Origin of the sequence: Planktotalea arctica (genome assembly GCF_002105285.1) — a bacterium.
Taxonomy (GTDB): domain Bacteria; phylum Pseudomonadota; class Alphaproteobacteria; order Rhodobacterales; family Rhodobacteraceae; genus Planktotalea; species Planktotalea arctica.
The window spans coordinates 1-26,120 of record NZ_MUHR01000027.1; the positions used below are offsets into that span (position 1 = coordinate 1).

The window sequence follows — 26,120 nt, forward strand, 5'->3', positions numbered from 1 at the left end:
GAAGATCGGACACTCTCGGTCGCTGAAGCAGGAGGCCGTCTACTTGCATGAAATCACCGATGGCTTTCAAGCGAAACGGATCATCGATACCTGGATTGGGTTCTACAACTCAGAACGACCTCACACCGCCCTTGATAAGAGAACACCGGACATCGCATACTTCGGCCAAGCGGAGACACGAAAAGCGGCATGAACAGAAACAAGATGCACCTTAGCCAAGCCGCAAAACTGTCCTGAAAAGCAGGACCACTTCAATACACACGATGTAGTCTGCAAATACCTTGCGCCCCAAGCCTGCATCTAATTGCTTGCGCATATCCGCAATAGCCAGCTTGGCAACGTCAGAGAACTTCTTGGTGACAACAGGCAGATCGTTCTTGTGACGGAATTTGTATTCCAAAAACGTATCACGGGCATACTCTTTAGCCTCCGCCAAATCGCGCTTGCCCGTGCTGATGCGAATAGTGTGCCCATCAATCACAAAGGCAGCCTGCCAACGCTTGCTGCGCTCACGACGATACACACGAACCTCGCCGTCCAGTATCAGATGTGTGTCATCCCGCAGCTGCCGCATGTCTTGCTCCTCAGCACAACACTATGGCAAGGCGCACCAACAAGTCTATCAAAGTGTGTGTTAAACCGTTAGGTAGGTCGCAAAGGGTTGGCGATGCGAGGACTACAAATGACCATAGAAATTTCATCAGTTGCTCGGAATATTCTTGTTGAAGAAATTCTTATCCAAGCTGATCTGACACTAGCTGCGCACGCCCGAGTGAGAAAACTGACACTAGATCTAGAAACTAAAGACAACAGACTTGTTTGGGGGGGCATTCAGTCTTTGCTAAACCATGCTGCTATGATTTCTAAAATTTTAATGCCAGATACTAGCAACAATAAGTATGTGAGATATGAACGCTCTCGGAAACTTAAAGAAACTCTGAACGTCAAAGATCAGTCGCTACTTTTGAGACGTACTGTTCGCAACAATGTCGAACATCTTGATGAACGATTAGACGCTTGGATCGAACAGGGTTCTACCCGCTTACTAGAAGCTACGTTTGAAAATCGATCTGGCTATGATTTCTTGAACAAAAATGGCCGACGTTGGTTCGTTAAGCGAGTCTATTTGGTTGCTGAGGATGTGTTCTTGACTGAAGGTCAAAAAGGCTCAGGTATCGATGAAATATGCATTGCAGATTTAATAGTCGAAATTAGGCAAGTCAGAAAGCAAGCCCAAGACTGTTTGGATCGCGACGGATCAGTAGTTCGCCTGCCTTCGACTAGTTAGGGTAGTCATCGTTCCTCACAACTCACGTTCCGCCCAAAACTCCACCAACACAGTGTTAGCAACACAGCCACACCCAACACAGTGTCCAACACAGCGAATCCGCAGTCAAAATAGTCAGCAACACGGCAAAAAGTGTGTTTAAGGTGTGTTTTTGAATTACACAACTTTAGCGCGCATTGCGCTCAGATAAGTCATTGTTTTATTTGGTAAAATGGTGCCCAGGGGCGGAATCGAACCACCGACACGAGGATTTTCAATCCACTGCTCTACCCCTGAGCTACCCGGGCACGGGTGACATTAGATGTCTGGGTGCGCGCGTTCTAGGCTGGGAAGCGAGGCGTGTCCAGACCAAACGCACGCATCAATGTAGTTTTTCGTCGTCTGCGTTCACTTGTTCTTCAAGCGCCTGCTCCATTGCCTCTATCAGCGCGTCTGCGTCATCGGGATCGCTCGAGGGTAGGGCGTATCCGCCGCCCAGCCATTTGCCTAAATCGATGTCTGCGCAGCGCTTGGAGCAAAAGGGTTTATAGAGCGGATCGCTCGCTTTTTCGCAAATGGGGCAGCTCATTTCAGCGCCTGTGCGAGGGGCAGCCGCGCGCGTTTGCGTTGCATCTCGACATGGCCAAGTGGTGTCCATCCGACAAGAACCGTTTCGATACCATCGCTGCGCAGTGCGGCTTTCAGCGCGCTCTCGAAACCACGGCGATCCTTTTTCGGCATAGGCGCAAGATCGAGAACGATTTGCCCGCCAAGGCCGCGAATGCGCAGCGCGCGGGGCAACTCCCGCGCCAGCGCGAAATTCGCCTTGGTGCCGGCACTCAAGGAGCTATCGTTGCCTGTGTTTACATCCACCGCGACCAAGGCGCGTGTCGGCTCGACATAGGCGTAGGCACCGCCGCTCAGCTCGAGGCGCGCGGTTTCAAGTGCGTCGATCGCATCCATGACGCCGTGACTTTCAAAGCTGCCAGCCTGCGTTACGACATCGGCCGGTTCCACCCAGTCGCGCCAGGCAAGCAGATGCGGCGCGTCACCTTCAATCAGTGTTTCAGGGCCTGTACCCTCATCGTTCAGCACCTGTTCGGCAAGACTGAGCATGGACAGCAGGTCTTCAGCGATACCCTCGTCCTCGGCGACTTCGCAGCTCGAACGCAGAATGATGCCATGTGGCACGTTTTCGACAGTATCATGCACGAGCGCTAGTATTTCCTCGCGCCGCTCTTCATCGCGGATGGAGCGCGACACGTTGATGCCGGGCGCGTTCGGCGTGATGATCACGTAGCGCGATTTGAACAGCACCCGGTGGGCGACGGGAATCGCTTTGCCATCCTCAGCATAGCCTGTGACCTGCACCAGTAATTCATCGCCGGGCGCCATGCCTTTGATCTGGCGCAGAAACGCATTGCCGTCGGGGGTCTTGAGGAACATGCCGCCTTGCCCCTTCACGGGGCGATCGGCAACGGCGCGGTAGATCGTGCCGGGGGCAGGGGCGTCGGAAGCGATCAGCAGATCTTCGAGCCGCCCATCGAGCATGAGGGCCGCGGCTTCGCGGCCGTTCAGGTGATCTAGTAGTATTGTGCGGCCCTTCATGAGCGGTCTCCATAAACAGGGTAGCCGGCGGCTTGGAGCAGCGCGGCACTTTCGGCCAAAGGCAGACCGACGACTGCGCTGAACGAGCCACTGATCCAGGGAATAAACGCAGATGCCGGTCCTTGGATCGCATAGCCGCCTGCTTTGCCCTGCCAGTCATTTGTGGCAAGGTAGGCGTTAAGCTCAATGTCCGAGAGGCGCTTCATTTTGACGTTTGTCACGACGTCGCGCTCCCAGACCTTTTCGCCCAGCTTGACCGCAACGGCAGTGATCACGCGGTGACGGCGACCAGAGAGGGCGAGCAGGAATTCAGCGGCTTGCCCTGCATCCGCAGGTTTGCCCAAGATACGGCGGCCAAGGGCGACGGTGGTGTCAGCGCAAAGCACGATTTCATCGCTGCCAGCAGGAACCGCCGCAACTTTCTCGCGCGCCATGCGCATGCAATAAGGGCGGGGCTGCTCTGCCTTTTCAGGGGTTTCATCAATATCCGGCGCGCGGATGTCATCGGGGGTCAGTCCGATCTGCGCGAGTAACTCAAGGCGCCGAGGGCTGCCGCTACCTAGGATAAGTTTCATGCGTTCCCCAAAGCAAAACCGGCCCCACACATGAGACCGGTTCCAGAATTTCGCCAGTCCGGCACGGACTTATTTAAAGCGGTAGTTGATCCGACCCTTGGTCAGATCGTACGGGGTCATTTCGACCTGTACTTTGTCGCCAGCCAGAACTCGGATGCGGTTTTTGCGCATCTTGCCTGCCGTGTGCGCGATGATGGTATGGCCATTTTCTAGCTCGACCAAAAATGTCGCGTTCGGCAGGAGTTCCTTCACGACACCGGGAAATTCGAGCGTATCTTCCTTGGCCATGGTATCTCCATCGTTATGTGATCCGCGAACTAGCGGAAGTGGCGCTTAAATGGGCGCATTTTCCTAGGAATTCAAGGCATATTCAACGCAGGTCGCAATATGTAACGGGGATAGCGCTTTTGCCGCCCATTTGCTCGTCCCAATGGGTGCTGTTTCGCACGATGCCCTGCGCGCGCACATGGGCGATTTTGCTCAGCGGTGCATCGGCTATCGTCCAGCCTGCTTGGTTCAACGTACCCTCTGCGATGACACCTGTGCTGGGAAACCCGGTATCGGGCGGGCCAAAGATACCGCCCATGCCCGTGCCCGCTTCAACGCTGGTAGACCAATCCACTTCGCCAACAATCGAGGCCATGACGGTGACGCATTGCCCCTCCAGAGCGCGCGAGATTGCGCCGATGCGCACGCGCCAATAGCCCGCCAGCGCTTCGGTTGCGGAGGGCACAAGGATGTATTCCGCGCCAGCTTCGATCAATGCGCGGCCCAAAAGCGGAAATTCGCTGTCATAACAAATCAATACACCGATTTTTCCCAGACTGGTGTCAAACAGTTTCAAAAGGCCTGAGCCTGTTGAGACATCCCATGGATCACGCTCGAACATTGTCATGATCTGTTTATCCTGCACATCGCTTTTGCCGTTTGGCGCAATCAGGCGCGTGCGGTTTACAGGGCGGGTCGCATGCACGGATGGGTCAAAAACAGGGGCAGAGGGCGTGAGAATATGCACCCCAAATTCGCGCGCCAACTCAATGTAAAGCGCATCGGCCTTCGGAATCATTTTCGAAACGGCCCGCGCGCTTGCCTCTAAGTCCAGCGCGGCGCCGCGCCCCGCAAGCGTCGCCAGTTCCATTGCGCCATATTCAGGAAATACCAGCAATTCAGCGCCTTGGCCTGCGCCGTCGCTGATCCAAGCGCGTGCTTTGGCCTCGAACGCACTCCAATCGTCAAACCAGTCAAGCGGGTAGGCGGCTGTTGCGACTCTCATCTGGTATCCTTTCAACGTCCATCCCAATTTGCCGCCCTTTCGCGCGGATGGAAAGCGGGTTAGGCAGCGCTATGGAATTTACGCTCGATAACCTGCGCAAAGATGCGCTGACGCAGTTCGATACGGTGATCGACGTGCGCTCGCCTGCGGAGTTCGCAGAAGACCATGTGCCGGGGGCAATCAACCTGCCTGTGATGAGCAATGACGAACGCGCATACATTGGCACAATCTACGTTCAGCAGAGCACGTTTCGCGCGCGAAAACTGGGCGCAGCTATTGTTGCGCGCAATGCTGCCACGCATATCGAAACAGAGCTTGGCGACAAAGACGGCGGTTGGCAGCCCTTGGTCTATTGTTGGCGTGGGGGACAACGTTCTGGCAGTTTTGCCTCGATCCTGAGCCAGATCGGCTGGCGCACGGAATTGTTGACAGGGGGGTATCGCAGTTATCGCAGCCTTGTCGTTAAGGCGCTTTATGAAGCCCCGCTTGAGCATCGCTTCGTGCTGCTTGATGGCAACACGGGTTCTGGCAAGACCGCGATATTGCACCAACTGGCTGCGCAGGGCGTTCAGATGCTTGATCTCGAAGGTCTGGCCAACCATCGTGGCTCGCTCCTTGGGGCGATGCGTGATGAACAGCCCAGCCAGAAGATGTTCGAAACCCGCCTCGCGCAAGCTCTATCAATGCTAGACCCCGGTCGCCCCGTCGTGGCAGAGGCGGAAAGTAGCAAGATTGGCGAGCGTTTGATCCCTGCATCGGTTTGGAAAGCCATGCGCGCTGCGCCGCGTATCGACATCGCTGCCACGCTGGAGGCGCGTGCGGCGTTCCTGACGCGCGATTATGCTGATGTGCTCGATGATCCCGCGCGTATGGCGGCGCGGCTCGATAAATTGCGCGCGCTGTGTGGCAATGAGCGCGTCGATCAATGGCTGATGTTTTTACAAGGTGGCCACTATGAAAAACTCGCGGCTGAATTGATGCAGCATCACTATGATCGCGGATACGCCCGCTCGCGCGCCGCGCGCGATAGCAACGTGATCGCGACCCTGACGGCGCATGCGCTTGGACCAAGCGACATCGCCCGCCTTGCGCAGCAGATCGGCGATTTACTCGATCAGATCTAGCCGCACGGGCCCGTCCATGATCCGCCCGATGCGTATTGCTTCAATCCCCTGCGCAGCCAGCGCGTCGATCGCGCGCGCGGCTTCGCTTTCTGGCACAGCCGCCAGCAAGCCACCAGCCGTTTGCGGGTCCAGCATCAGCCGCCCGCGCGCGGTTTGCGGCGGCTTCATCAGGGTTAGGGCATCTGAAAGATTGTCGGGGTAAAGGCTCGATTGCACACCTGCCTCGGCGAGTTCCAATGCGCCGCTCAGCAGCGGCACCGCGCGCGCGTCAAGCTCTGCGGCGACATTTGAGGCACGGCAGATGTTGCCCAAGTGCCCCGCCAGCCCGAAGCCTGTGACATCCGTCATCGCATGCGCGCCCGCTAGCGATTTGGCATCCAGCGCAACACCGCGCGCCATGCTCGCGTAGGCCGCAGCCACGTCGCTGCCGCGCGCACGCATCTGCATTTCCGCGGCAAGGATCGCGCCGGTACCTATCGGTTTGCTCAAGAGCAAGACATCGCCAACCTGCGCGCCGCCCAGCGTGATAGGTGCGTCAGGTACCAGGCCGGTCACGCTGAATCCTATGGTAAATTCAGCGCCCATGCTCGTATGGCCACCGATGATCTGCGCGCCGGCTCCGCCCATCACGTCGCTTGCGCTTTGCATGATTTCGCGAAGGGTACGTTCCTGCAAGGCGGCGCTCATGCGCGGTAGGATCAGGCTGATCATCGCCGATTGCGGCGCGGCCCCCATGGACCAGATATCGCCAAGCGCATGCACCGCCGCGATACGCGTCATCAAGGCGGGATCGTCACTGAAAGCGCGCAAATGATCGGTGCTCAGCACCTGCTGCACAGCGCCCATCTGCAAAAGTGCGGCATCATCGCCTTTCAGCGCACGCACGTCCTCGCGTTCTGCGCCTTTGTGCTCAAGCGTAGCGCGCGCCAATGCGCCGCGCCCCACCTTGGAGCCGCAGCCGGCGCAAATCGGCCCGCTCACTTCGCGCGCGCCCTTTGCGTGCTCGCGGGGTAGCGTAGGCCCTGCCATTGGTTTGAGTTCTTCAAACTGGCGCATGAAAGTGCGATCGATCCGGTCCTTCCAACGCCACATCATACGCCCTGAAATCGCGATACCCTGCTTTTCGGCCAAAGCGTTCTTGCTTCCGAGCGAGACCAGCTTGAGATAATCCTTTTGCGGGTGATACTCCTGCACCGCGCCGCCGCTCAGCGCCGCGCGCAGATTGTGAAACAGCACAGGAGCTTCGCGCACGGCGAACACGCCCGCCTTGGGGCGCGGCGCATGGCTAAGATGCGCGCAATCGCCGACGGCGAAGATTGCCGGATCGCTCTCGCTTTGCAGGCTCGGCAGGACGCGAATGTAGCCATCTTGCAAGGCAAGCCCTGTTGCCTCGAGCCACTCATAAGCGCGCGTGCCGGCCGCACCCAAGGTAAGCAGCGCGTGCACATCGCCTTGCCCTGCGATTTGCACGCGATCGGCGTGGATACGCTCGACCTGCGCATGCTCCAGAAGCGTCACGTCCAAATGCTTTAACGCTGCGAGGATCTTGCCCCGCGCCTGCGCGCCGAGGCGGCTGAGCGCCACAGAGCGATCAATCAACGTCACCTCCGCTTCGCGCCCCAAGTTGCGCAAACGTTGTGCTGCTGCCATAGCCACTTCCGCGCCCGCAACGCCCGCGCCAAGCACTGCGACCTGCGCTTTGCCGGAGCTCTTGCAAAATCCGTCCCAGATGCGCGCGAAATCATCCAGCGGCTTTGCCGGCACCGCGTGCTGTGCGAAACCCTCCAATTCGGGCATGCCCGAGGTGATCCCGATATCGATGGAACAGACGTCATACCCAATCCGCGCACCGCCCTCCAAAACCACCTGCTGCGCGCTGCGATCGATATGCGCCGCCTTGCCTAGGATAAGCCTCGCGCCAGCTGCGCGCGCAAGGCGCACCAGATCGATGTAAAGCTCGTCGCCTGTGTAATGCCCGGCAACAAAACCCGGCAACATCCCGCTATAAGGTGCAATCGGTGCAGGGTTGATCACCGTCAAACGCGCACCCGCCAGCGGCTTCATTGCCCACATTTTCAAGAACAGCGCATGGGCATGTCCGCCGCCCACCAGCACCAAATCACGTGTCAAAGGAAATTCATGTTTCATAGCGACGTGCTACACGCCGACAGCCGCATCCGCCAGCGCGCAAGGCGTCACACTTATGCGAGCAAAGCCATGCTTCTTTGGTCCACAAGTACCTCGGGGGAATCTTGGCTCTGCCAAGATAGGGGCAGCGCCCCCTAATACCCTGTCATCTCGAGATAACCGCGCCCTGTATGGCTACCCTCGATCAGGATAGGCCCTTCCCAATAGGCAACGGAAGTCTCCATCCAGGCTTTTGGATTAAGCGCGCTGACAGTGATGTCGACGCTGTGCTCTGGCAAGGTAAGCTGCCAGGTCGTTGGTACGCTTCGCCCTTTAACTTGGCTTTGCTCTAGCGCTTTTGCGCGAAACGCGCCGTTTGGTAGAGCCGTGGCGCTGCCATCTGCTTCGATCCATGTGGCCGATGTGTAATCAGCCGTTTCGTCCGAGCGCAGAACAAATCCCATCATTTTCGCACCGCTGTCAAAGCTGAGCGAAAACCAGTCCCAGCCAGTTTGATCACTGGCCAAAGGCTGCGAAGACCATTCGCGATCAAGCCATGCGTTGCCCGTCACCGGGATGTCGCCGCCGGTCAGCGACAAGTTCCCCTCGATGTTAAAGAAAGGCTGTGAGTAGTAATAGCTCGCCTGGCCTGCGGCTGATTTGACCGAATAGCCTTCCTCGCCCTGTAGCACCAAAGGGCCTTCAGCCATCAGCTTCATAGTGTATGAAAAATCCGGACCTGCTGCATGTAGATCAAGCGCGCTCCAATCTGCAGCGCCGCGCAAGTGCCACTCGTCGATCCACGCCTCGAAGCTGTCGCCCAGCGTGACGCCAGCTTGGCCGACCCCGCCGCGCGCGAGGCGTTCGGCGACGAAATGCTGCGTCGGGGTCGTGACCGCGCCATGCCCCATCCAGATTTGCGCATCGCCCCATCCCTCGCCCGAAGTCGGGGCCAGAGCAGAGCGAAACAGGGTCCATTGCAAGCCGTAATCCGTGCCGTCTGGTCCTTTCAGATTGGCCGTCAGATACCACCACTCGATCCGGTAGTCGGGGTGGGCTGCGTGATCTTCAGGGAAAATGATTGGCGCGCCGCGTTTTGGAACAGCAAAGCCGTCCGCGCCTGAGCCGAGGCCTGCAAAACCCTGCGCAAACAGCGCGCTGGGCAACAAAGAGAGAAGGATAATCCATTTCATGAACATCAACCTAAGCCGCTTCGTTCAAAAAGAAACGCCCCTGAAAGGATCAGAGGCGCTTACTTTGCATTTAGCTCAAATCTTTTAAGAAAAGATTTGCAAATACCTTAGAAGGAATTTGCCGCTCATCCGATCGCCGCCGCTTTCACGTCGTTATCAATGAAGGGCAGATATTGCTCGAAGTTGTTTGCAAACATCTTCATCAGCTTGGTGGCTTGGCGATCATAAGCCTCGGGGTTGTCCCAGGTGCGCCGCGGATCAAGCAGAACCTCTGCCACGCCCGGCGCAGCGACGGGTACATCAAAGCCGAAGTTCGCATCCTTGCGGAACTTTACCTCTGCCAGAGATCCGTCGAGCGCAGCAGACAAAAGCGCGCGCGTGGCGCGGATAGGCATGCGCGATCCCGTGCCGTATGCGCCGCCTGTCCAGCCTGTATTGACCAGCCAGCAGGTTGCGCCGTGTTGGGCGATCTTGTCCTTCAGCAAGTTGCCGTAAACCTCCGGGCGGCGCGGCATGAAAGGCGCTCCGAAGCATGTGGAGAAGGTTGGCTCGGGCTCGGTCACGCCGCGCTCCGTGCCGGCCACTTTGGAGGTGAAGCCGGACAAGAAGTGATACATCGCTTGCGCAGGCGTCAAGCGCGAGATGGGGGGCAGCACACCAAAGGCATCGCAGGTTAGCATGATGATATTCTTGGGGTGTCCGCCAAGCGCGCTTTCGGAGGCATTGGAGATATAGTGCAGCGGGTAGGCGCAGCGCATATTTGCCGTCAGGCTGTCGTCGTCGAAATCAAGCTCTTTGGTCTCGGGATCGAACACCATATTCTCGATCACTGTACCGAATTTCGTCGTGGTCGCGTAAATCTCCGGTTCGGCTTCGGCGTTTAGGTTGATCGTCTTGGCGTAACAGCCACCTTCGAAGTTGAACGTGCCCTTGTCGGACCAGCCATGTTCGTCGTCGCCGATTAGCGTGCGGTCGGGATCGGCGGAAAGCGTGGTCTTGCCGGTTCCCGAAAGGCCAAAGAAAACAGCCGTATCGACCGGATTGCCCTTTGCGTGGTTTGCCGAGCAATGCATCGGCATGATGCCTTTTTCAGGCAGCAAGTAGTTGAGCAGCGAGAAGACGGATTTCTTGTTCTCGCCCGCATATTCCGTGCCGCCGATAAGGATCAGCTTCTTCTCGAAATTCATCGCGATCACCGTCTCGCTGCGGCAATCGTGCTTGGCAGGGTCCGCGAAAAAGCTTGGGCAGTTGATCACTGTGAAATCAGCGGTGAACTCATCCAGCGCGTCACGCTCGGGGCGGCGCAGCATCGTGCGGATGAAAAGCCCGTGCCATGCCAGTTCGGTCACGACCCGAACGTCGATCGCATGGGCCGGATCGGCACCGCCCACAAGGTCCTGCACGAAGTAATCGCGCCCCTTCATATGTTCGATCATATCTGTGTAGAGCGCTTCAAACCCCTCGGAGCTCATTTCAGCGTTGTTTTCCCACCAGATCGTGTCGGCGACATCGGCGGTTTTGACGACATGTTTGTCCTTTGGAGAGCGGCCAGTAAATTTCCCGGTCGTGACCAGAAACGCGCCGCCATTGCCAAGCGTGCCTTCGCCCTTTTTCAGCGCTTCTTCGATCAGCGCAGGCTCCATCAGGTTGTAATAGACAGACCCAAGCCCCGTGATGCCTTGATCTTCGAGCTTGAAAGAGGGGTTAACCCGTCCAGTTGTCATAATGTAACTCCTGTTGCCGCGCCTGCGCAGCTTGTCTTGAAAGTGCAGTCAGGGCCAAGGCCCTTCGATTGATCACACCCTGTTCGGTGAGGCGATAAGCGCGTCTTAACATGACGGTTTCAAGCGTGAACAGGACGCTTTGGCGCAGTTAGCGCAACCAATGCAAGTTTAGCGCAATCAGGACAATTTAAGAGGGATTGTGTGGTGCAACAGTGCAGGGTTGATCGAAAAATAACTCTTTTAGGTGCCAAATAAGTCACGCATATCCAGCCGATTCGCGGTTGGGGATTGATTGGATAGTCTAAACACGCGAAAGATAGTGAAAAAAATAAACTGGCAATTGAGCAGTATAAGGAAAACAGGCATGTCCAAAATTGCATTGGTGGACGACGACAGGAATATCCTGACGTCGGTCTCTATGACTCTGGAAGCCGAAGGCTTCGAGGTCGAAACGTATAATGACGGTCAATCGGCTCTGGATGCGTTTAACCGCAAACTGCCCGACATGGCCGTACTCGACATTAAAATGCCGCGCATGGACGGAATGGATTTACTGCAACGTTTACGCCAGAAAACCTCGATGCCGGTGATCTTCCTGACCTCCAAGGACGATGAGATCGACGAAGTCCTCGGATTGCGCATGGGTGCGGACGATTACGTGAAAAAGCCGTTTTCGCAGCGTCTGCTGGTCGAGCGCATTCGCGCGCTTTTGCGCCGTCAGGAAGCGGTAGATGGTGTGGAAATCGCCGAAACCGAGGAAAACAAGATCATCGAACGCGGTGAATTGACCATGGACCCGCTGCGTCACGCGGTGAAATGGAAGGGCAAGGACGTGACCCTGACGGTGACGGAGTTCCTCTTGCTGCAAGCCCTCGCACAACGACCCGGCTTCGTGAAGTCGCGTGATCAATTGATGGACGTCGCCTATGACGATCAGGTCTATGTTGACGACCGCACGATCGACAGCCACATCAAGCGCCTGCGCAAGAAAATGCGCTCCGTCGATGAAGAGTTTTCGGCAATCGAAACACTCTACGGCATCGGCTATCGGTATAACGAAGAATAATGGCCCTCGCAGAGCGGATAACCCCGCAGCGCACAGCGCGGGCGAGGCAGGAAATGGATGTTGTCCTGGGTGACGATTGGGTCGCCCCTGACAGCACTGTGGAGAAAGAAGTCCGGGATCGCAGAGAGCGTCGCGGACTGTTTTCGCTCAAACAATCCCCGCTAACGCGCAAGATTATCACGTTTAACTTGATTGCCTTGAATGTGCTGGTCGCGGGAATTTTGTATCTGAATTCCTCGCGCGACAGCCTTGCATCGCAGCGTGCGGCCTCCCTCGTTGGTGAGGTCGAGTTGATCGCGGATGTTTTCGAAGCGCAAATAGGTGCCGGTGGCGCGACCGTTTTGTCGACCATCGATCAGGAGATCGAGGCCACGCTCGCCGAGCTTGATCTACGCAATGCGGTACAAGTGTTCGTTTTTGGACCACAAGGCGGCTTGATTTCGAACGCAGTCGGCAGCGCCACGAATTTGAACGCCGAGCTTGGCGAGACAGAAAACAAGACGATCATCGTTGATGCGCTTTCAAAGTTCTGGACCGTCACCACATCGCCCTTCTTCAAACCTCAGGACACTGTGATACCCCCACTGCAAGAACAGTTAAGGGAATTGGTCACGAAATCCTCGGCTGGTGAAACTGTTGTAGGCAAGGGATTGAATGCCGATGGCGGGGCCATCTTTACCGTGACGACCCCGATTGTGGTTGCGGGGCAAAGTGTCGGTGTGGTCGCTCTTGCCAGTGCGTCGGGCGAAATCAATCAGCTGGTAAAAAGCGAACGTGAACGCGTGCTTCAGATGTTCCTGATCGCCACGCTGGTCTCTATCGGACTTAGCCTGGTTCTGGCCTCGACTATTTCAAACCCGCTTGCCGATCTTGCGATGGCCGCTGAAGTGGGGCGCCGCTCTGATCGCGGTAAGGTCAGTCCGGCGCGGATCCGCATACCGGACCTTACGGCGCGGCCTGATGAAATCGGCAGACTGTCCGGTGCCCTACGCGGGATGGTCGCAGCGCTATATGACAGGATCGACAGCAACGAGCAGTTCGCCGCTGACGTTGCCCATGAGATCAAGAACCCGCTTGCCTCCCTGCGCTCTGCTGTCGGCACGATGCGCGTCGCCAAGCGCGATGATCAACGTGAAAAGCTATTGCAGGTGATTGAGCACGACGTGCGCCGCCTTGATCGGTTGGTCAGCGATATTTCCAACGCCTCACGGCTCGACAGTGAGCTGGTGAAAGAGGAAGAAGAAACCTTTGATCTGCTGCATATGGTGGGCAATCTGACCGAATATCTGGGCCAGCAGGCGTCGGAACAGGGTATCGAATTCATCTCTGATCTACCGTCCGAGCCTATTATGGTGTCCGGCCTGGAAGGGCGCTTGGCGCAGGTTTTTGTCAATTTGATCACCAATGCGATCAGCTTTTGCGAGGACGGTGATGCTATTCGCGTATGGGCGCGCCAGCGCGAGAACCGAGTTCTCATCGTGGTCGAAGACACAGGGCCGGGCATTCCGGAGCAGGCGCTTGGTAAAGTGTTCAAGCGCTTCTATTCCGAAAGGCCTGAAGGTCAGTTCGGCAATAACTCCGGCCTTGGCCTGTCGATTTCCAAGCAAATCGTTGAGGCACATGGCGGTGTGATCTGGGCGGAGAACATTCGCCCGACCGAAGCGGATGTGACGTCCGAGCCACTGGGCGCCCGGTTCGTCGTCGGTCTGCCGCTCTGAGCGGCGCGGTGCGCGTTGAACCCATCACGCGCCTGCATGCCACGGCGGTTGATTGGCGTGGCTGCGGCGCTCTTATTCGGGGGCCCTCTGGCAGTGGCAAGTCCAGTCTTGCACTACATCTTATGGCGCTGGGCTGCGGTCTGCTCGCGGATGATCAATGCGAAGTGTTCGCGCGGGACGGTGATTTGCATGCCCGTTGCCCAGACGCCATCAAAGGGCAGATCGAAGCGCGTGGCTTTGGCATTCTGAGCGCGGCGAGCGTCACTGAGACGAGGTTGGTCTGCGCTGTCGATCTTGGAGTGCACGAAGACCAGCGTCTCCCCGAACAGCGCTTTGAGAATATTTGCGCTTTGCCGCTCAGACTTTTTCACAATTCTGGCACCGCGGCTTTGCCTTTCGCACTTTTGCAATATCTAAAGTCCCAGAGCGCTGCGTCTTTCGCAGGCGCAAATTCGCAAAGCGAGATCTAGAACATGGGCGCTGACACTCCGGCTTCGATCGAAAAACAACGCCTCGTCCTGGTGACAGGCCCGTCCGGTGCAGGGCGCGGCACTGCGATCAACGCGCTCGAAGACGCCGGCTATGAGGCGATCGACAATATCCCTTTGTCGCTTTTGCCGCGGCTACTGCAAGGCCCGGTGCATCCGCGCCCGTTGGCTTTGGGCCTCGATGTGCGCAACCGTGAATTTTCAACGCAGGCCTTGCTCGAAACCATTGATGAACTGCACGCCCGCACTGCGCTTGAATTTGAAGTGCTTTATCTGGACTGCACCGATGATGTGCTTTTGCGCCGCTTTTCCGAAACCCGTCGCCGCCATCCCCTTGCAGGAAGCGAAGACCCGATGCGAGGAATAGGGCGTGAGAAACAGGCGCTTGAACCTGTACGCGACCGCGCCAGCGTGCTTATCGACAGTTCTGATTTAAGCCCGCATGAAATGCGCTCTGAAATCACGCGGCTGTTTGCGCTTGACGATGGCCTTCGCCTTGCGGTTTCGTTGCATTCATTTTCCTACAAACGCGGTCTGCCGCGCTCGGCCGATATGGTGTTTGATTGTCGCTTTTTGCAAAATCCGCATTGGGAGGCGGATTTGCGTCCTTTAACTGGCAGCGATCCGCGCGTCGCCGCCTATGTTGCGCAGGACGTGCGCTTTGACCGCTTCTTTGCACAGGTTAAGGATTTGTGTTCCAGTTTGCTACCGGCGTATCTTGAAGAAGGTAAATCGCATTTTACTATCGCATTTGGGTGCACAGGCGGGCGTCACCGCTCGGTTGCCGTAACGGAAATGATGGCGGAGGCGCTTGCGCAAGAGGGCTGGCAAGTGTCATGTAGACACCGAGAATTAGAGCGCGCAACAGGGCAGGACCGCTAGGGACTGGTATGCGCAAGACACTGCATCGAAGGTTTGGCCGTTGATAGGGATTGTGATCGTCGCACATGGTGGTCTCGCGCGGGAATATCTCGCTGCGATTGAACATGTCGTCGGTGCGCAAAACGGGATCAAGGCGATTTCCATTGAGCCGGATCATGACCGCCCCACGAAACAGGACGAAATTTGCAGCGCTGCTGAAACCGTTGATACTGGCAGCGGCGTGGTGGTCGTCACGGATATGTTTGGCGGCTCGCCCTCCAATCTGTCCTTGCGGGCCTGCCAGCCCGAAGGGCGGCGCATCCTGTATGGTGCAAATTTGCCGATGTTGATCAAGCTGGCCAAATCTCGCAGTCTACCTGTCGGCGACGCGGTCCGCGCTGCGATGGACGCAGGGCGCAAGTACATTGACAGCCAAAACATTTCAAACGTTTGAATTAGGGACAAAATTTCATGTCTGAGACCGTTCAAAAGACCCTCAAGATCATCAATGAAAAGGGGCTTCACGCGCGCGCCTCCGCGAAATTGGTCGAGGTCGTCGAGGCCTTTGATGCAACCGCAGAGGTTAGCCGTGACGGGATGAACGCGCTCGGTGACAGCATCATGGGGCTTTTAATGTTGGCAGCGTCCAAAGGAACCAGTATTGACGTACAAACGAGTGGACCGGACGCGGCCGCCCTTGCCGATGCGCTAGAGGCTTTGGTCGCAGACCGTTTTGGAGAAGATTGCTAAACGCAGGCGGCGATTTCGTGGCGTGCAAAATAAAAGGACGTCGGCTGGATTATGGTAGATAGAGTGCAAAACCCAGCTGTAGCGCGCAAATCTGTGAGTGGCCCCAGCCAGCCTGCGCCCTACGATAAACGCAAACTGTCCTATGCCACGACCTTCACGAACCCGTGGAAAGCCAACGTCATTCGCGTAATGGAATGGCTGACCGGAAAAATTCCGATGATCCGCCTCGTGCGCCGCTTCGAGCGCTCTGGCGCGTCAGACGGTCAGGAATTCTGGGGGCAGGCGCTGAGCCATATGGGAATCGAATTGCAGACCCCTGCAGAGCAGATCGCGCATATTCCCAAGACTGGACCGGTGATCATTGTCGCAAACCATCCGCATGGTTTGGTGGACGGTATGATTTTGGCCGAACTTATTGGCCGCGTACGCACGGATTACCGCATTTTAACGCGCTCTTTGTTGACAGGTGTCAGCGAAATCGAAGAATTCATGATCCCTGTTCCCTTTCCTCATGAGGAAGATTCGCGCGAGCAGAGTCTTGATATGCGCCGCCGCGCCATGGATCATCTGGGGCAGGGCGGCGTGATCGTTCTGTTCCCATCTGGTGTCGTTGCATCCTCTGAAAGCTGGTTCGGCCCCGCGATCGAGCAGCAATGGAACCCTTTCACCGCCCGAATGATCCTGCGCTCCAAGGCGAAAGTCGTGCCGATCCATTTTCCGGGTCAAAACAGTCGCGCCTATCAGATCGCCAATCGTATTTCGTCCACGCTGCGCCAGGGTCTGTTGATCCACGAAGTCATGCACGCTTGCGGCAAGCCTCAGAAGCCGGTTGTGGGCAAACCTGTCCCTGAGGCAAAGATTGCCGAATGGTCGAGCAATCCGCGCGGCTTCATGGAGTGGCTGCGCGAACATACGATGGCGCTCGGTAAAAAGGGCTAGCGCGTCGGAACAGGCACGTCGCCCCGATAGTCGTAAAACCCGCGCCCTACCTTGCGTCCAAGCCAGCCTGCTTCAACATATTTCGTCAGTAACGGGCAAGGTCGATATTTTGTGTCGGCTAAGCCGTCGTGCAGCACGTTCATGATCGCAAGGCAGGTATCGAGCCCGATAAAATCAGCCAGTTCAAGCGGGCCCATGGGGTGGTTTGCCCCCAATTTTAGCGACATATCGATCGATTGGACAGACCCGACACCCTCATACAGCGTGTAGACGGCTTCGTTGATCATCGGCATCAGGATACGGTTCACGATGAAGGCTGGAAAATCCTCTGCAGAGGCGGCGGTCTTGTCCAGGCGCTCGACCACCTTGAGGCAGGCGTCATAGGTCGGCTGATCTGTCGCAATGCCGCGAATAAGCTCGACCAGTTGCATCACGGGAACGGGGTTCATGAAGTGAAAGCCCATGAAACGCTCAGGTCGGTCGGTGGCTGCGGCGAGGCGCGTGATCGAAATCGACGATGTGTTCGAGGTCAGGATCGTGTGGTCGGACAGATGTGGCAGCAAAGCTGCGAAAATTTTATGTTTGATGTCTTCGCGCTCGGTCGCGGCTTCGATCACCAGATCACTGCTGCCAAGATCGGTAAGCTGCAAAGTTGTCTTGATCCGGGCCATTGCCGCGTCTTTTTCAAGCGCGCTAAGAGCACCCTTTGAAACCTGACGTTCGATATTCTTGTCGATCCGCGCGATTGCGGATTTAAGAGAATCTTCGCTGATATCATTGAGCAAAACATCATATCCAGCCAAAGCCATCACATGTGCGATGCCGTTGCCCATTTGCCCTGCGCCAACAATCCCAATGCTCTTGATTTCCATCTGTCTCTCCTTGGCGCGTTTGGCAAACAATAGGCTTTAGAACGGCGGCTCTGCAAGGGCAGGTCGTGCAAGTTTGTCTCAAGTTTTGCCTTTAGCGGTTTGTTCATCGAATCGCGTCACACCGTATTTCGGGTGAGAAAAGAGGTGGGTGTTATGACCTATGGTGTTACAGGCCTTCGGGGCCTGAATTATGATATTTGTGCGTATGATGGATCGCGTTTGAAGTTTCGGGGGCCTAAGTGCGATCTAAGCAGTCCCTATGTTGCATTTTTGGGAACGACGGAAACGTTTGGCAAGTTTGTTGCGCAGCCGTTTCCGACCTTGCTTGCAAAGCATTTGCCAGCCGCACCCGTCAATTTGGGGATGATTAACTGCGGCGTGGACGCCTATCTGAACGATCCGGCGGTTTTGGACGTGGCAAGGCACGCTGACTTGAGGGTCGTGCAGGTGATTGGAGCGTTGAATCTTTCGAACCACTATTTCAAAGTTCATCCGCGCCGGAATGACCGCTTCGTCTGCGCGCGAACTGCATTAAAACGGCTCTTCCCGGAAGTTGATTTCACCGAATTCCACTTTACCAAGGCGATGTTGGCGGCGCTCAGCCACCGCTCTGACGAACGCTATAAAATGGTGTGCGATGAACTTCAAAAAATCTGGCTCGCGCGAATGACTGTCTTGATGAAGCTACTGGGCGAGAAGACCGTATTGCTTTGGTTTGCAGGAAATATACCTCCCATCGATGCGATTGCTGATCTTGGTGACCCGATGCTGATCGATGCGGATATGATAGAGCGAATGCGTGCACTATCATCTGCTTATGTGGAGATCGTCCCTGACCCTCTGGCCATCGAACGCGATCGCGAGGACATGTTGAGAACGCTTGTGAGTCAGAGTGCCGCCAAACAGCTGATGGGGCCTTGTGCGCATGTTCAAGCTGCGCAGGCGTTGCAGGAAACCTGCATTCACCTGATCCGTTGATGGCAAAAGGCCCGCGCAGATAGCACGGGCCTTCATATTCAGAACGTCAGATGGCGTGCTAAATTTTAGAGCTTCGAAGTAAGTTCAGGCACCGCATCGAAGAGATCCGCAACAAGGCCGAAGTCTGCGACCTGAAAGATCGGCGCTTCTTCGTCTTTGTTGATCGCCACGATGACCTTAGAGTCCTTCATGCCTGCCAAATGCTGAATCGCACCGGAGATACCGACGGCAACATAAAGATTGGGTGCAACCACTTTGCCCGTCTGGCCAACCTGCCAGTCGTTTGGTGCATAGCCCGAATCGACCGCTGCGCGCGATGCACCGACGGCTGCGTTCAGCTTGTCTGCAAGCGCTTCGATGATCTTGAAATCATCTTCGGAGCCGACACCGCGACCACCGGAAACAACCACGCCCGCAGAGGTAAGCTCTGGACGATCGGAGGCCGCCACCTTGTCCTCGACCCAAGAGCTGAGGCCGGGGTCGCCCGCTGCGCCGATATTTTCCACCGAAGCGTTGCCGCCGGTTTCAGCCGCATCAAAGGTCGAGCCGCGGAAGGTGATGACCTTCTTGGCGTCGGATGATTTCACCGTTTGCATCGCGTTGCCCGCGTAGATGGGCCGCTCGAAAGTGGAGCCGTCGACTACGGCCGTCACATCGGACATCACCATCACATCAAGCAGCGCTGCGACGCGGGGCATGATGTTTTTGGCGTCTGTCGTGGCTGGCGCGACGATATGCTCATAGTCGCCTGAGAGGGAAACGATGAGATCCGCAACCGGCTCGGCAAGGCGTTTGCCGTAGATTGCATCCTCGGCGCAAAGCACTTTGCCCACGCCCGAGATTGTCGCCGCCTGCGCAGCTGCATCAGCGCATGTCGCACCCGTGCAGAGCACGGTGACATCACCAAGAGACGCACATGCGGTTACTGCCTTGGCGGTGGCGTCCATCGCCAGTTCGCCGTCGGTCACTTCTGCGAGTAGAAGAACAGCCATTATACAGCCCCCGCTTCTTTGAGTTTCTCTAGCAGCTCGTCAACCGAGCCAACCTTGATTCCTGCCGCGCGCGCAGCAGGTTCGACAGTGCTGACGATTTCGAGACGCGGCGCGGGATCGACGCCATAATCTGCGGCACTCTTTTCATCGAGTGGCTTTTTCTTCGCTTTCATGATGTTGGGAAGCGAAGCATAGCGCGGCTCGTTGAGGCGCAAATCGACCGTCACGACCGTCGGCATCTTGACCTTGATCGTTTGGAGACCGCCGTCGACTTCGCGCGTCACTGTTGCGCTGTCGCCGTCGATATCCACTTCGGAGGCGAAGGTCGCCTGCGACCAACCCAGCAATGCGGATAGCATCTGGCCCGTCGCATTCATATCGTTGTCGATCGCCTGCTTGCCGCAAAGGACAAGGCCGGGCTGCTCTTCATCGACGATGCCTTTGAGGATTTTTGCGACCGTCAAAGGCTCGATGTCCGTGTGCACGTCCTCGGCTGCGATCACCAGAATTGCGCGATCCGCGCCCATGGCCAAAGCGGTGCGCAGGGTTTCCTGCGCTTGCTTGACACCGACCGAAACGGCAATCACTTCGTCCGCTTTGCCCGCTTCTTTGAGGCGGATCGCCTGTTCGACGGCAATCTCGTCGAACGGGTTCATCGACATTTTCACGTTGGCGAGATCGACACCGCTTCCGTCCGCTTTGACGCGCACTTTCACGTTGTAATCAATCACGCGTTTGACAGGTACAAGCACCTTCATTGGCGTAGGTCTCCCTCAAATGCAGAGCCGCGACGAGGGCGACTCTTTCAAACTTCATCTCGGCGTTGATATAATCTTGCGCAGCGCGGTGACAGGCCAAAATCGCCATTTTAAGCCCCAAGGACGCCGCGTTTCGAATTGTGCGCGCAGCTTAGCGGTTTGCGCCGGGCACCCAGAGTACGTCGTCCTTGCCGCCGTTGTTCACGATGCGGCCAGCAACGAAGAACCAATCGGACAAGCGGTTGAGGTATTTCACCGCGGCCGGGTTAACGGTCTCCACTGTGGAAAGTTCGACCGACAGACGCTCTGCGCGGCGCGATACTGTGCGACACAGGTGCATTTGCGCCGCAAGGGCCGATCCGCCGGGCAAAATGAAGCTGCGCAGCGGCTCAAGCGCCTCGTTCATCACGTCGATTTCGGCCTCGAGGCGCGCGACCTGCGCATCGCTCATGCGCAGGGGCTGGTATTCTGCGTCCTTGTCCTTTTCCATGTCGGGGCGGCACAGATCTGCGCCCAGATCGAACAAATCGTTCTGGATCATGGCAAGTTGCGCATCGATTTCGCCGCTCGCATGCTGGCGCGCAAGGCCAACGGTGGCGTTGGTTTCATCGACTGTACCATAGGCGTTCACGCGCATGGAATGTTTCGCGACGCGGGTGCCATTTCCCAGAGCGGTTTCACCGCCATCGCCTGTTTTCGTGTAGATTTTATTGAGAACGACCATTTTTAGCCCTTTGCGAAATAGACGGCTGCGAGGATGAGGAGTACCGCGATAAACTGTGCATAGATGCGATAGCGCATCAGGCGGTTGCCGTGTTTGCGATTGAATTCACCGCCTTTCGCGAAGCCGCCGATGCCCAGCATGAGAATGCCGACCACCGCGAGCATCGCGATGATCATGATGATGAAAAGTGGATCGTTTGCCATTGTCGCCCCTAACTTTGCCCCACTTGGGGCTTTGCGCAGATGTAGCGGGCTGGGCGCAAAAAGCGAACGACAAATTGCCCCATCAGCCTTTGGAAAGAATACGATCGAGCGCGCGGGTGGTCAAAATGCGCTTGAGCGCACCCATGATGTAGGTCGGTTTGGTCACGTAATAGCGTGGTTTGGGGCGGCGTGCTTCGCAGGCGTGGCGCAGTTTCGCGGTCACGGCAGAGGCGGGTAGCTCGAATGGGTCCGGGCCAGAGCTGGTATAAAGCCGGTCGATCAAACCGTTTTCGTATTCGCTGCGGCGCGCAGAGTTTTTCCAGTCGATGAAACGCTCGAAATGGGGGATGGAATTACGCCGGATATCCGATGTGATCGGTCCCGGCTCGATCAGGATCACGTCGATTCCTGCGGCGCGCATTTCAAGGCGCAAGGTATCGCTCAGCCCCTCCATCGCATATTTGCTCGCTGAATAGGCCCCGCGCCATTTCATCGGAACAAGGCCCAGCACGGATGAGCAATTGATAATCCGCCCATGACCTTGCGCGCGCATCACGGGGATCACGGCGCAGCTGAGATCGTGTACGCCAAAGAGATTGCATTCGAAAATTTCGCGCAAACCATCACGTGGCACATCCTCGAGCGCGCCGGGCAGGGCGTATGCGCCATTGTTGAACAGCGCATCAAGCGTGCCACCCGTTGCCTGCAAGACCTCGGCAAGGCCGCTTTGAATGCTGGGTGCGTCGCTGTAATCGATGCGCGGGCTGTCAAAGCCCTCAGCCTGCAAACGCACGCAATCAGCGGGTTTTCGGCAGGATGCAAACACGCGCCAGCCTGCAGCGCGCATGCCCTGCGCCGCGTCATAGCCGATGCCGGACGAGCAACCGGTGATCAATATGGATTTACGCATCAAAAAAGCCTGCCCTTCGTTTCGAGGGGCAGGCTTATCACGTCGCAGTGGCGTGGCAAGTCAGTTGGTGTTGGAGGCGGTCAGAAGGAAATCGGCCATCCATCCTACACGCCCGCTCCCAGCGACGCGCAGCTTGACCCAGCCATCACCGGGGTCTTGCAGGATTTCGACTTGTTCACCGTCGGTCAGTTTGGCGACGACGTTGAAAGTCTGACCCGGCCCGTTGCGCATGTTCACGCGCGCGGCGGTGACCTCGCGGATATCGAGGGGCGCTGGCGCTTCGGGGGCGATCTCTGCCGCAGATGCAATCGCTTCGGCTTTGTCAACATCGAGAACGGGGCTAACGATATCTTTGTCTTTGAATAGGGCGGCTTCAGGGCTGGGCATCACGGCGCTTGCCAGAACGATCTGCACGGGGGCTGGCGCGGCTTTTAATTGCTCTGCACGCGCTTTGGCAAGCATGCGCGCCTCGTTTGCCTGCTCGATTTCAAGCGCTGCGCGCTTTTCTTCGGCGATTGGCACGAAAGCATCGCCCCCGCTCATTTCATAGAGCGCAAAGCCCATGAATGCGAATGTGATTAAAATGATCTTACCCATGATCCCCCCGGATACTCGATACAATCGGCGCTAAATTGCCGTTGGGTATCTGTATACCCGATTCTGCGATAATGTGACCAGTGAAACCGAGATATATTTTCCCCGTTGCACACCCGCGCCATTGACGCCTTTCTACCATATGAAGCTGCTTCGCGCCTTGCCGCCCCAGAATGTCGCGGCTAAAAGCTATTGCATGAGCGAGAGCACCAAAGACGACACACCGCAGGTCCCTGATCTAAGCGAGCCACTGCGCCGCGCACTTGGCGAGCGCTATTTGACCTATGCGCTGTCCACGATCATGCACCGCGCGCTGCCCGATGCACGCGATGGTCTTAAGCCTGTGCACCGCCGCATTTTGTTCGCAATGCGTGAGCTCAAATTGTCCTCAACGGGCGGTTTTCGTAAATCAGCGAAGATTTCCGGCGATGTGATGGGCAACTATCACCCGCACGGCGACGCCGCGATCTACGATGCGATGGCCCGCCTCGCACAGGATTTCAACGTACGCTATCCGCTGGTGGACGGGCAGGGTAACTTTGGCAATATCGACGGCGATAACCCCGCTGCCCCGCGTTATACCGAAGCGCGCATGACCTCTGCGGCAGAGGCTTTGCTCGAAGGCCTTTCCGAGAACGCGGTGGATTACCGCGAGAATTATGACGGCACGCTTACCGAACCTGTCGTGCTGCCAGCCAGTTTCCCGAACCTTTTGGCAAATGGCTCCAGCGGCATTGCCGTGGGCATGGCCACCAACATTCCGCCGCATAATATTGCAGAGCTCTGCGACGCCTGTTTGCACTTGATCAAAGTGCCCGACGCGCGTGATGATACCTTGCTCAATTTTGTGCCCGGTCCGGATTTCCCGACAGGTGGCATCATTGTCGAGCCGCGCGAAAACATGGCCGAAGCCTATCGCACAGGGCGCGGTTCCTTCCGGCTGCGCTGTAAATACGAGGTCGAAGACCTAGGGCGCGGGCAATGGCAGATCGTCGTCACTGAAATTCCTTACCAGGTTCAGAAATCCAAGCTGATCGAAAAGATCGCGGAACTGATCCAGAACAAGAAAATCCACATTCTTGCAGACATCCGCGACGAGAGCGCCGAGGACGTGCGCATCGTGCTTGAACCGCGCTCGAAGAATGTGGCCCCCGAAGTGCTGATGGGGATGCTCTACCGCAGTTCCGATCTTGAAGTGCGGTTTTCGCTCAATATGAACGTGCTGATCGACGGTTTGACGCCCAAAGTCTGCTCGATGAAGGAAGTGCTGCGCGCTTTCCTCGATCACCGCCGCGACGTGCTGATCCGCCGCTCGCAGCACCGGATGGAAAAGATCGATCACCGTCTTGAGGTGTTGGAGGGCTTTATCATCGCCTTCCTCAATCTCGACCGGGTGATCGACATTATTCGCTACGATGACGATCCCAAGGGTGCGCTGATGCGCGAGGATTGGGGGCGCACTTTTGTGCGCGCGATGGACGAAAAGGACTACGTCTCGCCTGCAGTGGGCGAGGGTGAACTCTCCGAGGTTCAGGCCGAAGCTATCCTTAACATGCGTCTGCGCTCTTTGCGCCGCCTGGAAGAAATGGAGCTTAAGCGCGAGCGCGATGCGCTGATGGAAGAGCGTGCGGGGCTGGATGACTTGCTCAACAGCGGCGAACTTCAGTGGGACAGTATCGCCGAACAGCTGAAACTTACTAAAAAGCAGTTCGGCAAAGATCATCCCGGCGGTGCGCGCCGTTCGCAATTCGCCGAAGCGGGCGAAGTCGAGGAAGTGCCGCTGGAGGCGATGATCGACCGCGAACCGATCACGGTTGTTTGTTCGCAAATGGGCTGGATCCGCGCGATGACGGGTCACATTGATCTGACGCGTGAATTGAAATTCAAAGATGGCGATGGTCCGCGCTTTGTATTTCACGCGGAAACCACCGACCGCTTGCTCGTGTTCGGCTCCAACGGGCGGTTTTACACGATTTCTGCCGCCAACTTGCCTGGTGGCCGCGGCATGGGAGAGCCGCTGCGCCTGATGGTCGATCTGCCCAATGAGGCCGAAATCGTCGATCTGTTCATCCATAAAGCTGGGCGCAAATTGCTGGTGGCTTCCTCCGCAGGGGATGGATTTACCGTGCCCGAGGACGAGGTCGTCGCGCAGACGCGCTCGGGCAAACAGGTGCTTAATGTGCGCGGCGAGACCCGTGCGCTGGTGTGTAAGCCGGTTACGGGTGACGCCGTCGCAGTGGTCGGAGAGAACCGCAAGGTGCTGGTTTTTGCACTTGATGAGTTGCCTGAAATGGGGCGCGGCAAGGGCGTGCGCTTGCAAAAATACAAGGATGGCGGGCTCTCCGATGCGGTCACCTTTACTATGGCCGAGGGGCTGACGTGGCTTGATCCAGCAGGGCGCACGCGCACCGAGCTTGATCTGGCCGAATGGCGCGGCAAACGCGCTGGTATCGGACGCATGGCGCCGCGCGGCTTTCCAAGGGACAATCGTTTTACATGACGCTGTGATTGATCTTGCGGGCGCGCTGGGATAGCACAGCGCGGCTGCTAAAGGGGTTAATCCATGTTTCGATTCTGTGCCGTTCTTATTGCTGTCCTCGGCCTTAGCGCCTGCGAGGACATCAATGATCTGTCCCAGGCACCTACGCCTATTGGCGAATTTGCGCTGGGTCATAACATTGTTGTCGCACCGAATATCGTGATGGGCCCCGCGTCGCGCGAAGCCTCGGACGATGCGTGGATCGCCGCCGTTACCGAAGCTGTGGACGCGCGTTTCTCGCGTTTTGATGGCGATCAGCTTTACCATTTCGGCATTTCGCTAGAGGGCTATGTGCTGGCGCAGCCCGGCCTGCCTGTGGTGTTGTCGCCAAAATCGGTTCTGATCCTGAAATTGACGGTATGGGATGACGCAGCCGGCACCAAGCTCAACAGCGAACCCGAGCAGATCACCGTGCTGGAAACGCTAGACGGCGACACGATTGTAGGGTCCGGTTTAACCAAGACCGCAGACGAGCAGATGGAAACCTTGGCCGAAAACAGCGCCAAGTTGATCCAGCGCTGGATAATCCGCCAGCACCGCTCGGAGCAGTGGTTCAAGCGCCGCCCCGAGACCGTGGCCGCGCAGCTTGAAGCGTCAGAGGCGGCTCTTGAGACAACGACTGAAAAAGCCGAGGAAAAGATTGTGGAAACAAGTGAAATTGCAAGTGCACCCACAAGCGAAACCACTGCTGCTGCAAGCGCTGAAACCGCCGCATCCGCGAGCGGCAACTGACGCTTGATTTTTGTCTGCGAAGCCAATATGTGCCGCGCAGGAAAATTGGGTTCTTAACGAGCCCCCCAATTTGCGAGGTCCCAGGATGGGCAAGGAAAAGTTTGA

At 57.0% G+C, this 26,120-nt stretch carries 29 protein-coding genes and 1 tRNA gene; 13 read left to right on the forward strand and 17 right to left on the reverse strand.

Annotated features, from left to right (window positions below; all coding sequences use genetic code 11):
* The coding region (locus B9P63_RS16970; RefSeq protein ID WP_085311000.1) for an integrase core domain-containing protein at positions 1-193 on the forward strand (193 nt) is incomplete at its 5' end.
* Between the two features lie 18 nt (positions 194-211).
* Here B9P63_RS16970 and B9P63_RS16975 read toward each other — a convergent pair.
* The gene (locus tag B9P63_RS16975; protein WP_245830730.1) at positions 212-574 is read right to left on the reverse strand and encodes a hypothetical protein; all 363 of its coding nucleotides are present in this window, start codon (positions 572-574) and stop codon (positions 212-214) included.
* 108 nt (positions 575-682) lie between these two features.
* Between B9P63_RS16975 and B9P63_RS16980 the strand changes: the two genes are divergently transcribed.
* Positions 683-1,288: a hypothetical protein gene (locus B9P63_RS16980; protein ID WP_085311004.1), complete on the forward strand. Its 606-nt coding sequence runs from the start codon at positions 683-685 to the stop codon at positions 1,286-1,288.
* Between the two features lie 212 nt (positions 1,289-1,500).
* Here the strand turns inward: B9P63_RS16980 and B9P63_RS16985 are convergent.
* From B9P63_RS16985 to B9P63_RS17010, 6 genes are all read right to left on the reverse strand, one after another.
* Positions 1,501-1,575, reverse strand: a tRNA-Phe gene (locus tag B9P63_RS16985).
* Between the two features lie 74 nt (positions 1,576-1,649).
* Positions 1,650-1,856, reverse strand: a complete 207-nt coding sequence (locus B9P63_RS16990; RefSeq protein ID WP_085311006.1) for a DNA gyrase inhibitor YacG — start codon at positions 1,854-1,856, stop codon at positions 1,650-1,652.
* Positions 1,853-2,875: a ribonuclease E/G gene (locus B9P63_RS16995; protein ID WP_085311008.1), complete on the reverse strand. Its 1,023-nt coding sequence runs from the start codon at positions 2,873-2,875 to the stop codon at positions 1,853-1,855. Before B9P63_RS16995 ends, B9P63_RS16990 begins: the two co-directional genes overlap by 4 nt.
* Positions 2,872-3,450, reverse strand: coding sequence for a Maf family protein (locus B9P63_RS17000; protein WP_085311010.1), 579 nt, complete (start codon positions 3,448-3,450; stop codon positions 2,872-2,874). The genes B9P63_RS16995 and B9P63_RS17000 overlap by 4 nt, the downstream gene beginning before the upstream one ends.
* Before the next feature lie 69 nt (positions 3,451-3,519).
* Positions 3,520-3,738, reverse strand: a complete 219-nt coding sequence (infA, locus tag B9P63_RS17005; protein WP_085311012.1) for a translation initiation factor IF-1 — start codon at positions 3,736-3,738, stop codon at positions 3,520-3,522.
* 82 nt (positions 3,739-3,820) lie between these two features.
* Entirely contained in the window at positions 3,821-4,723 is a 903-nt protein-coding gene (locus B9P63_RS17010) for a carbon-nitrogen hydrolase family protein (RefSeq protein WP_085311014.1), read from the reverse strand.
* A 71-nt stretch (positions 4,724-4,794) separates the two neighbouring features.
* On the opposite strand from B9P63_RS17010, the gene mnmH reads away from it, so the two are divergent.
* Positions 4,795-5,847, forward strand: a complete 1,053-nt coding sequence (gene mnmH / locus B9P63_RS17015) for a tRNA 2-selenouridine(34) synthase MnmH (RefSeq protein ID WP_085311052.1) — start codon at positions 4,795-4,797, stop codon at positions 5,845-5,847.
* Here the strand turns inward: mnmH and selD are convergent.
* The 3 genes from selD to B9P63_RS17030 all read right to left on the reverse strand — a co-directional run bounded on the left by selD (position 5,830) and on the right by B9P63_RS17030 (position 10,891).
* A complete protein-coding gene (gene selD / locus B9P63_RS17020; RefSeq protein WP_085311017.1) occupies positions 5,830-7,995 on the reverse strand; it encodes a selenide, water dikinase SelD in 2,166 nt (721 codons plus the stop codon). The genes mnmH and selD overlap by 18 nt on opposite strands.
* A gap of 134 nt (positions 7,996-8,129) precedes the next feature.
* Positions 8,130-9,173: a lipocalin-like domain-containing protein gene (locus B9P63_RS17025; protein ID WP_085311019.1), complete on the reverse strand. Its 1,044-nt coding sequence runs from the start codon at positions 9,171-9,173 to the stop codon at positions 8,130-8,132.
* Between the two features lie 119 nt (positions 9,174-9,292).
* On the reverse strand, positions 9,293-10,891 hold the full coding sequence (locus tag B9P63_RS17030) for a phosphoenolpyruvate carboxykinase (protein WP_085311021.1): 1,599 nt from the start codon (positions 10,889-10,891) through the stop codon (positions 9,293-9,295).
* Between the two features lie 364 nt (positions 10,892-11,255).
* On the opposite strand from B9P63_RS17030, the gene B9P63_RS17035 reads away from it, so the two are divergent.
* The 7 genes from B9P63_RS17035 to B9P63_RS17065 are packed head-to-tail and all read left to right on the forward strand — an operon-like array spanning position 11,256 to position 16,713.
* Positions 11,256-11,957, forward strand: a complete 702-nt coding sequence (locus B9P63_RS17035; RefSeq protein ID WP_085311023.1) for a response regulator transcription factor — start codon at positions 11,256-11,258, stop codon at positions 11,955-11,957.
* The gene (locus tag B9P63_RS17040; RefSeq protein ID WP_085311025.1) at positions 11,957-13,675 is read left to right on the forward strand and encodes a sensor histidine kinase; all 1,719 of its coding nucleotides are present in this window, start codon (positions 11,957-11,959) and stop codon (positions 13,673-13,675) included. The genes B9P63_RS17035 and B9P63_RS17040 overlap by 1 nt, the downstream gene beginning before the upstream one ends.
* Before the next feature lie 8 nt (positions 13,676-13,683).
* A complete protein-coding gene (locus tag B9P63_RS17045) occupies positions 13,684-14,145 on the forward strand; it encodes an HPr kinase/phosphorylase (RefSeq protein WP_176219192.1) in 462 nt (153 codons plus the stop codon).
* A gap of 3 nt (positions 14,146-14,148) precedes the next feature.
* On the forward strand, positions 14,149-15,045 hold the full coding sequence (gene rapZ / locus B9P63_RS17050; protein WP_085311027.1) for an RNase adapter RapZ: 897 nt from the start codon (positions 14,149-14,151) through the stop codon (positions 15,043-15,045).
* 40 nt (positions 15,046-15,085) lie between these two features.
* Positions 15,086-15,478, forward strand: a complete 393-nt coding sequence (locus B9P63_RS17055; protein ID WP_085311029.1) for a PTS sugar transporter subunit IIA — start codon at positions 15,086-15,088, stop codon at positions 15,476-15,478.
* 17 nt (positions 15,479-15,495) lie between these two features.
* Positions 15,496-15,774: an HPr family phosphocarrier protein gene (locus B9P63_RS17060; protein ID WP_085311031.1), complete on the forward strand. Its 279-nt coding sequence runs from the start codon at positions 15,496-15,498 to the stop codon at positions 15,772-15,774.
* 51 nt (positions 15,775-15,825) lie between these two features.
* Complete coding sequence (locus tag B9P63_RS17065; RefSeq protein ID WP_085311033.1) at positions 15,826-16,713, forward strand: lysophospholipid acyltransferase family protein; 888 nt, start codon at positions 15,826-15,828, stop codon at positions 16,711-16,713.
* Here B9P63_RS17065 and B9P63_RS17070 read toward each other — a convergent pair.
* Positions 16,710-17,585 carry a 3-hydroxybutyryl-CoA dehydrogenase gene (locus tag B9P63_RS17070; RefSeq protein ID WP_085311035.1) on the reverse strand — a complete coding sequence of 292 codons (876 nt, stop codon included), beginning with the start codon at positions 17,583-17,585 and terminating at the stop codon, positions 16,710-16,712. The two genes, B9P63_RS17065 and B9P63_RS17070, sit on opposite strands and share 4 nt — an antisense overlap.
* 99 nt (positions 17,586-17,684) lie before the next feature.
* On the opposite strand from B9P63_RS17070, the gene B9P63_RS17075 reads away from it, so the two are divergent.
* Positions 17,685-18,563: a DUF6473 family protein gene (locus B9P63_RS17075; protein WP_245830732.1), complete on the forward strand. Its 879-nt coding sequence runs from the start codon at positions 17,685-17,687 to the stop codon at positions 18,561-18,563.
* Positions 18,564-18,628: 65 nt separating this feature from the next.
* Here B9P63_RS17075 and B9P63_RS17080 read toward each other — a convergent pair whose 3' ends face one another.
* The 6 genes from B9P63_RS17080 to B9P63_RS17105 form a co-directional block, all read right to left on the reverse strand.
* Entirely contained in the window at positions 18,629-19,555 is a 927-nt protein-coding gene (locus B9P63_RS17080; RefSeq protein WP_085311039.1) for an electron transfer flavoprotein subunit alpha/FixB family protein, read from the reverse strand.
* On the reverse strand, positions 19,555-20,313 hold the full coding sequence (locus B9P63_RS17085; RefSeq protein WP_085311041.1) for an electron transfer flavoprotein subunit beta/FixA family protein: 759 nt from the start codon (positions 20,311-20,313) through the stop codon (positions 19,555-19,557). The genes B9P63_RS17080 and B9P63_RS17085 overlap by 1 nt, the downstream gene beginning before the upstream one ends.
* A 151-nt stretch (positions 20,314-20,464) precedes the next feature.
* On the reverse strand, positions 20,465-21,037 hold the full coding sequence (locus tag B9P63_RS17090) for a cob(I)yrinic acid a,c-diamide adenosyltransferase (RefSeq protein WP_085311043.1): 573 nt from the start codon (positions 21,035-21,037) through the stop codon (positions 20,465-20,467).
* Between the two features lie 2 nt (positions 21,038-21,039).
* Positions 21,040-21,240: a twin transmembrane helix small protein gene (locus B9P63_RS17095; RefSeq protein ID WP_085311045.1), complete on the reverse strand. Its 201-nt coding sequence runs from the start codon at positions 21,238-21,240 to the stop codon at positions 21,040-21,042.
* Positions 21,241-21,322: 82 nt separating this feature from the next.
* Positions 21,323-22,150 carry an SDR family NAD(P)-dependent oxidoreductase gene (locus B9P63_RS17100; protein ID WP_085311047.1) on the reverse strand — a complete coding sequence of 276 codons (828 nt, stop codon included), beginning with the start codon at positions 22,148-22,150 and terminating at the stop codon, positions 21,323-21,325.
* 60 nt (positions 22,151-22,210) lie between these two features.
* The gene (locus B9P63_RS17105; protein ID WP_085311049.1) at positions 22,211-22,747 is read right to left on the reverse strand and encodes an SH3 domain-containing protein; all 537 of its coding nucleotides are present in this window, start codon (positions 22,745-22,747) and stop codon (positions 22,211-22,213) included.
* Between the two features lie 193 nt (positions 22,748-22,940).
* On the opposite strand from B9P63_RS17105, the gene parC reads away from it, so the two are divergent.
* Both parC and B9P63_RS17115 read left to right on the forward strand, forming a co-directional pair.
* Positions 22,941-25,244: a DNA topoisomerase IV subunit A gene (parC, locus tag B9P63_RS17110; protein WP_085311057.1), complete on the forward strand. Its 2,304-nt coding sequence runs from the start codon at positions 22,941-22,943 to the stop codon at positions 25,242-25,244.
* 63 nt (positions 25,245-25,307) lie between these two features.
* On the forward strand, positions 25,308-26,015 hold the full coding sequence (locus B9P63_RS17115) for a hypothetical protein (protein WP_085311051.1): 708 nt from the start codon (positions 25,308-25,310) through the stop codon (positions 26,013-26,015).
* The last annotated feature ends 105 nt before the right edge of the window (positions 26,016-26,120 follow it).